The sequence below is a fragment of the Donghicola eburneus genome, assembly GCF_900115865.1.
GTDB lineage: Bacteria > Pseudomonadota > Alphaproteobacteria > Rhodobacterales > Rhodobacteraceae > Donghicola > Donghicola eburneus.
This window is the reverse complement of record NZ_FOXY01000005.1, coordinates 292,658-305,648: the sequence shown is the minus strand read 5'-3', so window position 1 is coordinate 305,648 and position 12,991 is coordinate 292,658. Positions and strand designations below refer to the sequence as shown.

10 protein-coding genes are annotated in these 12,991 nt (G+C 59.6%); 4 read left to right on the top strand and 6 right to left on the bottom strand.

The genetic code is table 11. The features are described 5' to 3' along the window. Positions 1-81 precede the first annotated feature (81 nt). Both BM225_RS11250 and BM225_RS11245 read left to right on the top strand, forming a co-directional pair. Positions 82-933 carry a LysR family transcriptional regulator gene (locus BM225_RS11250; RefSeq protein ID WP_092464392.1) on the top strand — a complete coding sequence of 284 codons (852 nt, stop codon included), beginning with the start codon at positions 82-84 and terminating at the stop codon, positions 931-933. A gap of 540 nt (positions 934-1,473) precedes the next feature. After that, the gene (locus BM225_RS11245; RefSeq protein WP_072706543.1) at positions 1,474-3,234 is read left to right on the top strand and encodes a hypothetical protein; all 1,761 of its coding nucleotides are present in this window, start codon (positions 1,474-1,476) and stop codon (positions 3,232-3,234) included. Positions 3,235-3,497: 263 nt separating this feature from the next. Here the strand turns inward: BM225_RS11245 and BM225_RS11240 are convergent, their stop codons facing one another. From BM225_RS11240 to BM225_RS11215, 6 genes are all read right to left on the bottom strand, one after another. Beyond that, entirely contained in the window at positions 3,498-4,955 is a 1,458-nt protein-coding gene (locus BM225_RS11240) for a carboxypeptidase M32 (RefSeq protein WP_072706544.1), read from the bottom strand. After that, the gene (ctaA, locus tag BM225_RS11235; protein WP_072706545.1) at positions 4,955-6,097 is read right to left on the bottom strand and encodes a heme A synthase; all 1,143 of its coding nucleotides are present in this window, start codon (positions 6,095-6,097) and stop codon (positions 4,955-4,957) included. The genes BM225_RS11240 and ctaA overlap by 1 nt, the downstream gene beginning before the upstream one ends. Before the next feature lie 214 nt (positions 6,098-6,311). Further along, the gene (locus tag BM225_RS11230; RefSeq protein ID WP_092464390.1) at positions 6,312-7,409 is read right to left on the bottom strand and encodes an ABC transporter ATP-binding protein; all 1,098 of its coding nucleotides are present in this window, start codon (positions 7,407-7,409) and stop codon (positions 6,312-6,314) included. A gap of 4 nt (positions 7,410-7,413) precedes the next feature. Further along, entirely contained in the window at positions 7,414-8,304 is an 891-nt protein-coding gene (locus BM225_RS11225) for a carbohydrate ABC transporter permease (RefSeq protein WP_072706547.1), read from the bottom strand. After that, positions 8,297-9,169, bottom strand: a complete 873-nt coding sequence (locus BM225_RS11220) for a carbohydrate ABC transporter permease (protein ID WP_072706548.1) — start codon at positions 9,167-9,169, stop codon at positions 8,297-8,299. Before BM225_RS11220 ends, BM225_RS11225 begins: the two co-directional genes overlap by 8 nt. A gap of 66 nt (positions 9,170-9,235) precedes the next feature. Further along, positions 9,236-10,480 (bottom strand): ABC transporter substrate-binding protein, encoded by a 1,245-nt coding sequence (locus BM225_RS11215; protein ID WP_072706549.1) that lies wholly within the window; start codon positions 10,478-10,480, stop codon positions 9,236-9,238. 244 nt (positions 10,481-10,724) lie between these two features. On the opposite strand from BM225_RS11215, the gene BM225_RS11210 reads away from it, so the two are divergent. Together BM225_RS11210 and BM225_RS11205 are read left to right on the top strand one after the other, a co-directional pair. Beyond that, on the top strand, positions 10,725-11,459 hold the full coding sequence (locus BM225_RS11210; RefSeq protein ID WP_072706550.1) for a response regulator transcription factor: 735 nt from the start codon (positions 10,725-10,727) through the stop codon (positions 11,457-11,459). Then, on the top strand, positions 11,456-12,877 hold the full coding sequence (locus BM225_RS11205) for a sensor histidine kinase (RefSeq protein ID WP_092464388.1): 1,422 nt from the start codon (positions 11,456-11,458) through the stop codon (positions 12,875-12,877). Before BM225_RS11210 ends, BM225_RS11205 begins: the two co-directional genes overlap by 4 nt. Positions 12,878-12,991 lie beyond the last annotated feature (114 nt).

Genomic DNA, 12,991 nt, shown 5'->3' with positions numbered 1-12,991 from the left:
AATTTACCGGGCGTGAACCTTTGTTTGCGCCCGACACGTTTAATAAATAGCGTACATGTAAATTTCTACCGTAGAGGGTTTATGCCGAGCTTTAAGAATTGGGACGATCTTCGCTATCTGATCGCCTTTTACCGCACAGGGAACATGGCAGCTGCCGCGCAGCGTCTGGACTCCAACCCCGCCACGGTGTCCCGCCGTATGGCGCGTTTGGGCGAAGCTTTGGGCTATCCGCCCTTTGAGAAGCGTCCTGAAGGTTGGGTTCTGAACCCGCGCCTCGAGAACATCGTCAATCAAGCGATGGAGTTTGACGGCGCGCTCATCTCTGCGATCCGCCGCGAAACCGAAGAAGCCTCTGGCGATCTGGCCGGTGACCTACGGATTTGCGTGCCCTTCATGGTCGGCACGTATATGATCTATCCGCGCTTGTCGGAATTTATGACCACCTACCCCAAGATCCGCATTTCGTTCAATCTGGACTCGATGCAAGAGAACTTGAACGACAACGACATCCTAATCACACCGGCGCGCCCCGAACATGGCCGTCTCATCTCGTCTCAATGTGGTGTTCTGCGGTTCAAGCTGTACAAGCATCGCGACAACACCTCTGACACCAAGGACTGGGCCGGTCTTCCGCTGGAAACGGACAAGTACTCTGCCATGAGTGTGGCCAAAGAGTACTTCGGCTGCGACCCCATGATCCGTGTCGATAACTTCGAGTCGATCCAAAGTGTCTGCGCAGAAACCGGCTTGTCTACCGTGCTGCCCACATTTGTCGGCGACCAAGATCCGACGTTTGTGGCGATCGAAGACGCGCCAGCGATCGACGAAGTGCCCCTGTACCTATGCTACCACGAGACCCGTCGCAGCGACCCCGTCCTCAAGGCAGCGCGCGAATGGCTCAAGGAACGGACAACAGAGTTTCTGCGCAGCTAACGCTGCGTCACAGACCGAAAATCACAAGAATCAAAAACCCGCCGGCTCCGGCGGGTTTTTTTGTTGCGCAGATGGCATCTCTTGCGACGCAAAAGAAATCTACGGCACAGGATGACCGTCGCAATCTGAATGTTGATTCGCAGATTTGGACGTAGTCGCAACCAATACCTTGGTGCTGTACCTACCCTCCCACCATGATCGACCGACCTCCTCGACGGGGTACGCGACCAATCCTTTTGGTCACCATGCGCCCTGTTGGACGTAAAAATTACCACAACCCAAGCGGGAACTATCCGTTAGTACTATACACACTTTAGTACTTGTTTCACCCCCTTGGGATAGGCTCGGTATCTCTCCTGTTGGGATATACTATCATATCTTTCAAGTATTTAAGTGTCTCCACGCAAAGAGCGGTTTGCGAACATTGCAGTAAGCAACGCTCTACCTTCGCGCTAACGTCAAAGCATCGAACAAGATGTCACTATCAACTAACTAAGCGGATGCCCCACCAGTCAGGACCGCATCCGTGGAGACCCCGAGATGACGCTAGGTTTAACAACCAAAGGCTCAATCAGCGAAGACGCTCTCGAGATCACGAGTGATAGTTTTGGTGCCCGCTACGTTAGCTTCCGCAGTTTTGGTCAATTCGACGACGCGCTGTCCCAGACCGACCTAGGTATGGTCGTTTGGCCCGGCGGCACCATGGCAGAGAAGAACCCCGAGCGGTTCGGCTTTGAGCATGACGGCCTCTACAACTCGGCCGCTCTGGGCAACAAGCCTGGCATCGACGAAATGATGGAATACTGCGTGGACAAGGGTCTGGGCCTGACCGTTGTTCTGCCGACCGCGCGCTACAGCGATGATCACGATCTGCTGCGTACGCATCTTGGCGATTTTCTGGACGATCTATACTCAGGTGCCCACGGCGCCCTGCCCGACACTCTGATCTTTGAAGTTGGCAACGAATATTACGCTGTGTTCGACGGCGCGGATGAACTGGAAAAGTCCGCCAACTACGCAGAAATCGTAAACGTCTACAGCGAAGTCGTTCTGGAAAAAGAGGCCGAGTACCCCGAGGTCGCTGGCAAGGTTGACTGGAACGTCCAGCTGGGCCGCTCGGTTGAGTACACCGAAGAGATCCTTGAGAACCTGAACGAGGACTCGATCATCATGGCAGACGCCGTGGTGCACCACCGCTTTGCGATCACCCTGTCCGCCTCGGAAAGCTCTGTTGACGATGTCGCCGCCAGCCTCGACGCATGGGAAGAAGAAGCAAACGCATTGGGCCTTGATCGTCCGTCGCTGTCCCTGTCGGCCTACAACACCGCCTCCCTGTCGCGTGTCGAAGCAGCGCACAGCTTCCTTTCGACTGCCGAAGGCAGCAAGTACGACTTCGACGATCTGGATCTGGACGGCCGCTCTCATCTGGCGTTCGAACAGCACTATCAGGACATGCTGGACTACCGTCCCTACGGTCTGGAACAGGGCGAGCATCTGCTGCAGATGTTCTCGGAGTACCAAGCGCTTGGCACCTCGTCCGCAGGCGTCTACGGCTGGGACCTGACCCATGCGGGCCGCTCCAGCTACGTTGGCACCGATGGCGACACCTATGTCTTTACCGCTGGCTCCATGCAGGACATGATGGCCGAAGCTCTGGAAGACACCAAGGTTCTGGATTGGTATCAGGACAACGACCTGAAGTCTGACAGCGCCGTCACCACCTTTGGTTTTGACAGCGAGGACAAGCTGGTCATGTTCATTGTTGCGCCCTCGAAATTCGAAGGCGACGTGTTCACCGCAGACATCGCACTGGATGGTCTGGGAGAGATCAAGGAAGTCTGGGGCCAGAGCCTGCGCAGCGAAACACCGGACAACTGGAAAGACCTGTTCGACGTGCCCAACCTGCCCGGCGTCAACCAGACCCCCGAAGCAGAGACCTATGCCTTGGGCATCCGCGAGAACTTTGCCCCCGAGGTCAAGAACGGCGCAATCGAGCTGGACTTCACCCAGCCCGCACAGATCATCCGCCTGACCTTTGCCCGCACCGAAGAAGGCGCGGACGCGATCGACGCATGGCACAAGGGCGGCAGCACCGAACTGGATGGCACCGACAGCGACGGCACCGAAGCGACCTTTATCTTCCGCGAGGATCCCCTGCCCAAGATCGAGATCGACGAAGACGACGCGAACGATGACGATCAGAACGATGGTGGCGACGAAGGCAGTGATAGCGACGACGGCCTTGGCTTTGCAGGTCTTCTGACGACTGTCCTGCTGAGTCTGGTGGGCGCAGGCATCTAATTCACCCAAACAGAATTAACGAATGCCCCGAATTCTGCGCCGCGGCGGAGCGATTTCGCTCATTCATTTCTGCAATACGACGGGAAGAAATCGTAAGGTTTTCCATACCCACTTACGCAAATAGCCTGTTTTCATTCGATTTTTGCAACAAAGCAAAACCTGCCGTTGCAATAAATCTTAACAGCATAGCGTATTTGTGGTTTACTTTATTCCAAGACAGCCGCTCATGCATGGGAGGGGGCCGTGATAGGCCCCCTTTCGTGTCAGAGCGCCAGAAACTTATCTTCCAGATAGGAAAGTAAGGGCTCGGGGCTGATGTCACCGCCAATGGCGCGTTCGATCACTTCGCGCGGGGCGTAGAGCGCGCCATGCTGCTGTACCTTCTCCTTCAGCCAAGCCTTCGCGGGCGCGGTATCCCCCTGCCCCAGCGCCGCATCCAGATCCGGCACATCGCGGCGCATCGCTGCATTCAGACAGCCCGCATATACGTTCCCCAGACTGTAGGTCGGGAAATATCCGAACAGCCCCACGGACCAGTGCACATCCTGCAGCACCCCATTCGAGGGCTTGTCCACCGCATAACCAAAGTCCGCTTTGAACCGGTCATTCCAAGCCGCCTCTAGGTCGCTGACCTGTAGATCACCGCTAAACAGCGCCCGCTCCAGATCAAAGCGCAGCATGACATGCAGGTTGTACTGCACCTCGTCCGCTTCCGTCCGGATGTATCCGTTATGCACACGGTTTACGGCACGATAGAATGCCGGCGCATCTGCCACGCCAATCTCCCCGAACCGATCCACCATCCGGCCATAAAGCCAACCGGTAAAGGCCGCCCCACGTCCGATCTGGTTCTCGTAAATCCGGCTCTGACTTTCATGGACACCCATCGACACCCCACGCCCCAAGGGGCTGAGCAGATAGGTCCGGTCAATGTTCTGCTCATAGCAGGCGTGGCCGACCTCGTGGATCGTCGAATACAGGCAGTTGAAAGGGTCGTCTTCGGATGTCCGCGTGGTGATCCGCACATCCAGACCACTGCCCGAACTAAAGGGATGCACCGCCTTGTCGATGCGCCCGTGGTTCAGATCATAGCCAAAGGCGACGGCAACCTCTTGGGCCAACGCCATCTGGATCGCAGGGTCAAACCTGCCGCTCACCTGATCGCTCTGCGGCTTTGCCAGCACCTGATCACGCAGGGCGACCAGCCTCGGACGCATGGCGTCGAACAGTTCGGCGATCTCGGCGCTGGATGTGCCTGGCTCGTAATCCTCGAGCAGCGCGTCATAAGCGATCTCACCGCCCAAGGCCGCAGCTTCTTGTCGGCGCAGATCAACCACCTCGGCAAGGGTGGGAAGAAACGCCGCAACATCCTCACTTGCCCGCGCCTTGGCCCAAATGCCTTGGGCCCGGCTGGTGGTCCGCGCCAGCGCCTCGGCCAGATCACCGGGCACTTTGGTGGTGCGATCATAGCTGCGCTTGACCTCACGAAGCATCGCCTTTTGCACATCATCCGCAGGCTCGGCAGCAGCCAGCCACTCGCCCACGCGGGGATCGCAGCGACGGGCATGGAGCACGGATTCCAGCGCGGCCATTTCCTCGGCCCGCTGATCAGCAGCGCCTTCGGGCATCAGAACCTCTTGGTCCCATCCGGTGCGCCCCGCGACCTCGGCCAATGCCGAGGTCTGACGCTGAAACGCCATCAACGCGTCATATGCAGACATCACAGACCCTCGCGCACACTGGTGGAGACAGGGTAGCGCGACATGAACCGCGCCCGCAGGATCAGCACCCACAGCGCCACAGCGCCCACTTGGTGCAGGATCGCCAAATACCACGGCGAGCTGTGCATCACAGTCACAATCCCCAGCAGCATCTGCAGCACCAGCATCGCGAACACGACGGTAAAGGCCCCGCGGGTCTTGGGATACGCGCTCTTGCGACCCTTCAGGAAGACAACGACGCCAAAGATGAACAGCAGATACCCCGACATGCGGTGAATGAACTGCACCGTGCCATCGTTCTCAAAGAAGTTCCGCCACACAGGCTCTAGGCTCAGCATATCCGGCGGGGTCCACGATCCGGCCATCATCGGCCAATCAGGGTAGTTCCGGCCCGCGTCGATGCCAGCCACCAAAGCCCCCAGCAAAATCTGCAGGAAAGCAAAGTGCAGCAGACCGGTCGACATCCCGAACAGCTTCTTCTCGCCGCCGCGGCGCGCCTGCAGCAGATCGCGCGGCTCGCGCCCCAGCTCGAACACATACCACGCGATGAAGCCAAGGATCACGAAGGCCAAACCGAGGTGCGTCGCCAGACGATAGCTCGCCACATCCAGCATCTCGCCGGTCAGACCGCTGGCCACCATCCACCAGCCGATGGCGCCCTGCACACCGCCCAAAGCGCCGACGAACAGCAAGCGCCCCGTCCAACCGGGCGGAATGCTGCGGGTTACAGCAAAGCCGAGGAAGCCCAAAGCCCAGACCAGACCGATGGTCCGCCCCAGCTGCCGGTGCCCCCATTCCCACCAGTAGATCGCTTTGAATTCGGACAGGGTCATGCCCTTGTTCTGCAACTGGTATTCAGGGATTTCCTTGTACTTGGCGAATTCGGACTCCCATGTGGCCGCATCCAAGGGCGGCAAGGCACCGGTGACGGGCTTCCATTCGGTGATCGACAGCCCGCTATCGGTCAGACGGGTCAAGCCGCCCACCGCGATCATCGCCATCACCATGACAAACAAAAGCATCAGCCAGATCCGGACGGCGCCCCGCGCCCCGCGGCGGGTCCGGTCAATGGACCCGACGGCGCTGGTCTGCACCACCTCTTTGCTGTCTACCTCTTCGAAAATACTGCGCTTTCCGCTCATGGACCTACTTCTCCAAGTTTCGAGCGGACATTAGGGCGCAAGCCCCCCATCTTCAAGCAAACCGCCCGCTCGCAATCACGAGACGCGCCAGAAAACCGCACCTGAAAGGTACATTTTCCAAAACGACAAAGGGGGCGGCACAGGCCACCCCCTCTTTCTTGGTCAAAATACCCACGGCTGGACCGCACCAAGGGCGCGCAAGCCGCAGAATGGATCACACCAGACGCGCACCGCTGGCAGGATCAAAGTACGTTGCCTTGCCCAGATCGAACGCGAATTGCGCACGGGCGCCGGGGCGCACTTCGGTTTCGGCCTGCAGACGCGCAGTGACTTCCTTGCCGCCCAAACGCGAGACCACATAGGTGTCGGCACCGGCGGGCTCGACCACGTCCACATGCACGTCGGCCAGTTCCAGATTGTCACCCTGACGGCTGCCCGGATCGGTGATGTCCTCGGGGCGCAGACCGATGATAACATCTTTGGGCAGGTCCACGCCGCGGCGATCGGTCAGCACCAAAGGCGCTTCGCCATCACGGGCGATCTCGATGCGGCGCGCGTTGCCGTCGGTCGAAACCTTAGCGGGGATCAGGTTCATCGCAGGGCTACCCATGAAGTCTGCCACGAACAGGTTCGCAGGCTGGCGATAGATTTCCGCCGGCGTTCCGATCTGCTGGATGATGCCGTCTTTCATGACCACGATCTTGGTCGCAAGGGTCATCGCCTCGATCTGGTCGTGGGTCACATAGACCATCGACGCATGAAGATCCTGATGCAGACGCTTGATTTCAGTACGCATTTCCACACGCAGCTTTGCGTCCAGGTTCGACAGGGGTTCGTCAAACAGGAACAGCGCGGGGTCACGCACCAGCGCACGACCCATCGCCACACGCTGACGCTGGCCGCCCGAAAGCTGGCTGGGCTTGCGGTTCAGCAGCTTTTCGATTTGCAGCTGTTTTGCCACTTCGGCCAGCTTCTGGTCCTGCACCGATTTGTCGACGCCGCGGACTTTCATGCCAAAGGTGATGTTCTTGGCGACCGACATGGTCGGGTACAGAGCGTAGCTCTGGAACACCATCGCGATGTTGCGGTCCTTGGGGCTGACATTGGTCATGTCCTGTCCGGCAATGTTCAGCTGACCGCCAGTGATCGGTTCCAGACCGGCGATACAGTTCAACAGCGTGGACTTACCGCAGCCCGAGGGGCCGACCAGCACCAGAAAGTCACCCTTTTCGATGGACACGTTGATGTCCTTGAGGATCTCGGTCTGGCCGTAGGATTTATACAGGTTGTTGATGTCGAGAATAGGAGCCATGGGGTTATCCTTTCACCGAACCGGCGGTGAGGCCGCGGATGAAGTACTTGCCGGCGACGACATAGACGAGCAGCGTGGGCAGAGCGGCGATGATCGCAGCAGCCATATCCACGTTGTATTCCTTAACGCCGGTGGTGGAGTTGACGATGTTGTTGAGAGCCACGGTGATGGGCTGGGTGCCCGCCTGGCTGAACGACACACCAAAGAGGAAGTCGTTCCAGATCTGGGTGAACTGCCAGATGACCGAAACCACGATGATGGGCAGCGACAACGGCAGGAAGATCGACCAGAAAATCCGGAAGAAACCCGCGCCGTCGATCTTGGCCGCTTTGACCAGTTCGGCGGGGATGGTCACATAGTAGTTGCGGAAGAACAGCGTGGTGAAGCCAAGGCCGTAGACCACGTGCACCAGGATCAGACCGGGGATCGAGCCTGCAAGGCCGAGGATACCCAGCATTTTCGCCATGGGCAGCAGGACCACCTGAAACGGAATGAAGCATCCGAACAGCAGCAGAGCAAAGATGATGTTCGCGCCGCGGAAGCGCCACTGCGCCACCACATAGCCGTTCATCGCACCGATCACGGTCGAAATCAGAACCGCCGGAATGGCCAGCAGGATCGAGTTCCACATATAGGGCTTCAGGCCCTCGCACTGGATGCCGGTACAGGCGCCGGACCATGCTTTGGCCCATGCGTCAAAGGTCACTTCGCGCGGCAGGGCAATCAGGCTGCCCGAGCGGATTTCATCTAGGCTTTTCAGCGATGTGGTGACCATCACGAAAAGCGGGACAAGGTAGTACAGGGCAAAGAGTCCCAGCAGGACATACAGGCCCCAGCGCAGGGCGATCTTGCCCCACGGGCGGGATGCGCCTTGGGTTGCAGACAGATCAGTCATTGCGGGTTCTCAGTTCGGAATAGAGGTAGGGAACAACGATGGTGAACACGACGAGCATCATGATCATGGCAGAGCTTGCCGCCTGCCCCAGATCCCCGCGCGAGAACGCCATGGCGTACATATAAGTCGCCGGCAGGTCGGTCGCGTAACCGGGGCCGCCGTTGGTCATGGCAATCACGAGGTCAAAGCTCTTGATCGCGAGGTGCGACAGAACAATGAACGCGGACAGGAAGATCGGCGCCATCGAAGGAATGATGATCGCGGTATAGATACGGGTGGTCGGGATGCCGTCCACTTGGGCCGCTTTGATGATCTCGGTATCGACCGAGCGCAGGCCCGCAAGGAACAGCGCCATCACGAAACCGGACGCCTGCCAGACAGCGGCGATCACAATGGTGTAGATGGCATAATCAGGGTTCACCAGCCAGTCGAAGGTAAAGTTCTCAAAGCCCCAGCCCTGAACAACTTTTTCCAGACCCAAACCGGGGTTCAGGATCCATTTCCACGCGGTGCCGGTCACGATCATCGACAGCGCCATGGGGTACAGATAGATGGTGCGCAACACGCCTTCGGTGCGGATTTTCTGGTCCAGCAAAATCGCCAGAAGCAGACCCAGCACCATCGAGATCACGATAAACAGCGCGCCGAAGATATACAGGTTGTTCATCGCGACATCCCAACGGGGCGCGGCAAACAGACGGTCATATTGCTGGAAGCCTTCGATGTCGTACTTCGGCATCAGGCGGGATTTGGTCAGCGAGATCCATCCTGTCCAGGCAATGAAGCCATAAACAAAGAGCAGAATGGCAATAAAAGTCGGGGCCAGTACCAGCTTGGGTACATGGCGTTCAAGCCAGAGGGTCATTTTGGATTGCTCCTGACGAAAAGGCCCTCCGCGCTTTGGCGCGCGCGAAGGGCCGCAGTTCAGGGGTTACTGGACAGCCGCGACTGCGTTGACCAGCATTTCGACTGCGTCATCGGACGACATGTCAGAGTTGAAGTGGGCGGTCACAACGTCGGTGATCGCACCCGATTGCGCGCCGCGCAGAGCCATGCCGTGCGCGTAGCTGGGAAGCAGCGAGCCGCTTTCGCTCGATGCAGCCATTTCTTCGCTCGAGGTGTGGGCGCACATGTCGAACTCGTCCAGCGAGACGTCGGTACGCACAGGGATCGAGCCCTTGTTCAGGTTAAAGACTTTCTGGAACGACGGACCAACGATCAGTTTCGCCAACAGCGCCTGACCTTCTTCTTTGTCGGCACCATCCACGTCGAACATCGCAAAGCTGTCTACGTTGTAGAGGTAGCCTTCACCGGGGGTCGATGCGCAGAGGAAGTCCTTGCCGGGGGTTTTGCCCGCTGCCAGGAATTCGCCCTTGGCCCAGTCACCCATGATCTGGAACGCTGCTTCGCCGTTCATGACCATCGCGGTTGCCAGGTTCCAATCGCGACCCGAGAAGTTCTGGTCCACATAGCCGCGCATTTTGCGCATCTGGTCAAACGACGCCTTCATGGTGTCCGAACCCAGTGCTTCGGGGTCCAGCTCGACCAGCGCCTTGTGGAAGAACTCGGGGCCACCCAGACCCAGAACAACGGTTTCAAAGACAGTGGCGTCCTGCCATGCCTGACCGCCGTGTGCCAGCGGGGTGATGCCAGCGGCCTGAAGCTTGTCTGCGGCGGCGTTGAACTCTTCCCAAGTGGTGGGCATTTCGATGCCGTTGTCGGCCAGCACCTGAGCGTTTGCCCAGATCCAGTCAACGCGGTGGACGTTTACGGGCGCGGCGCACCAAGTGCCTTCGCACTTCATGTGTTCTGCGATCGCTGCGGGCAGCACGTCAGCCCAACCGTTTTCCTCTGCAACGGCCGAGATGTCCGACAGAACGCCCTCTTCGTACCATTCCTGAATCGCGGGGCCCTTGAGCTGAACCGCTGCGGGCGCGTTGCCCGACAGAACACGAGCACGCAGAGCGGTCATCGCCGCGTCGCCGCCACCGCCTGCAACGGGCATGTCGGTCCAGGTGCCGCCGTTATCCTTGAATTCCTGCTGCAGAACGGCAACCGACTTGGCTTCGCCGCCCGAGGTCCACCAGTGCAGAACTTCTGCCTGAGGCTCCGCGACAGATGTGGTTGCGAGTGCGCAAAGAGCCGCGGTCGCGGCTGCAAAAACTGTAAACTTCATGATTTCCTCCCATCGGCGCCCCAGATCATTGTGGGGCGTGAAGTGCACAAATTGTTGCGCCCCTATGCATCAGACGCAAGGCCGCCACACGGTAGCTGCATGACATTTCGAGAGCCTTTGTTACCGTTTGTTACCCAACAGACCGCCATTTTGTTACAAAGCGTTACGCTCGACCGTCAGGTTCCACTAGACAGGGCCCTATTCGCCCGCCATCTTCGCGAGCCAAGCAGGGAGAGGCCCTTAAATGACGATACCCCGTTTGCTCGTTGTCGATGATGACACCGAACTCCGAGAGATGTTGACCAAGTATTTTCAGGGACAGGGCTTTGCCGTGTGCCCCGCCGCGACGGGTGCCGAAATCAGCGCAGCGATGGAGCGCTACCGGATCGACCTGATCCTCTTGGACGTCATGTTGGGGGATGAAAGCGGACTGGAGCTGTGCGCCCAACTGCGGACAGAACAAGATGTCCCCATCATCATGGTGTCTGCGCTGTCCTCGGACAATCAGCGGATGCAGGGCTATGCAGCAGGCGCCGATGATTACGTGGCCAAGCCGTTCAACCCGGATCTCCTGGCTGCCCGCGTCAAAGCGGTCCTGCGGCGCGGAAACCGTGCGGCATCGCTGACCTATCGCCGGTCCGCAGGCACTTATCGGTTCGAGGGCTGGTCCCTCGACGCCCGCACCGGCGAGGTCCGCGCGCCCGGTGGCTATCTGGTATCCCTGTCCCGCCGCGAGGGCGCGCTGCTCAAGGCCCTGCTCGCCAACCCGATGATCCCATTGAAACGCGAGGAAATCGCCGAAGCCTTGGACCCCGACCGCGATCCCCAACGCGTGATGGACGCCGCCGAGGGCCGCGCAATCGATGTTCTGGTGGGCCGTCTACGCGGCAAACTGGAAGCCAACCCCAAAGACCCCAAGCTGATCCGCACGGAACGCGGCGTCGGCTACGTGCTGGCCTGCGAGGTCACGCAGGAATGAAGCTGCTGCCGTCCCTGCAGGCCAAGACCGTCAGCTGGATTTTGACGGGTACTCTGGCAGGGCTGATCACGGGCGCTCTGTGGAACGGCAGCCAGCAGGCGTGGGAACGCTATCTCGACCGCGCAGACTACACCGGTCAGCAACTCTATGGCGCGCTGAACGATGGCGCGCCCCTGCCCGCTGGCGTTTACCTGACCGAAGTCACAGCCCCGCCGCGCGGTGTGGGCCGTGTGACCGAAGCCTCAATCCTGCAAAGTCTGTGGGACGAGGATTTCGGCGGCGCGCGCTTGTTGATCCAAGTCCATGATCCTGACCTGAGCTATACGCTCACCGATCTGCCGCCATTTTCCCTGCCGCCCCAACAGCTTGGTGCCATGACCCGTAAAATGGCGCGCCTGTGCGGGGACCCGACCCTCTATGCCCGCGCCGAAGGCGGCAGTTGGGTACGGGTGAACGCCCCAGACATCTGGTCCTGCGCGGCGGCGCCCAATGACCTGCGCCTGCCCCTTGGCCTTGGGTTTTTGCTTTTGATCGTGACATTGCTAAGCCGCAGCACCGAAGTCACAGGCCGTCTGGGCCGGTTGGCGCGCATCTTTGCCAACAATGGCGCAGGCGGGACCGCCATGCTGCCCACCGAAGGCCCGTCAGAGCTGAACGAAATCGCAGGCGCGCTGAACGCTTCTATCGCCCAAGAGCGCGAGGCGCTGGAAAAACGGGCCGAGGTTCTCTCTGCCATCAGCCACGATCTGGGCACGCCTGCCGCGCGTCTGAAATTGCGCACTGCCTTGATCGGGGACGCGACCTTGCGTCAGAAGATGGAGGGCGACATCGACCAGATGATCGCTATGGTCGAAGGCGTTTTGTCGTTCACTCGCACAGAGTTAGACGCCGAAGCGGCACAACAGATTTCCTTGACCGCACTGGTGGAGTCCATCGTGGACGACTACGAAGATTTGGGCCGCCGTGTGACTTTGGCCCCGGTGGACTCAGAGGTGCCAGAGGTGCGCCATTCCGTCTTCGGGGTCGCGCCCCGCGACACCGGCCTGCCCGAACCCCGCACCAGCCTGCGCGAGGCACAGCGCGTGCTGGTCGTCGCCCGTCCGCTGGCATTGCAACGGGCCATCACCAATCTGGTCGAAAACGCCCTGAACTACGGGCGCCGCGCTACGGTTCGGATCGAAAGCCACGCGGACGAGGTTTCGGTCTTGGTCGAGGATGCGGGTGGATCAGGGCTTTCCGCGCTGGAGATAGGCGAATTGATCGCCCCTTTCCGCCGCGGCGCGAATGCGGGGCGCGCTGCGGGCAATGGCCTTGGGCTGAGCATCGTGCAGACCGTGGCGCGCCAGCACAACGGATCGCTGACCTTTGAAGAAGGTGCCGAGGGGCTGGTCGCGCGACTGACCTTGCGCCGCGAATAGAGCGCCAGCGCCTTTGGACGGGCGAAGGGACGCTCCGCGGGGGGTATTTTCACCAAGATGAAAGCGGAAGCGCGCTGCAGCTTCCAGCGGGGCTTGCAAGCAGCGGTCGCTCCT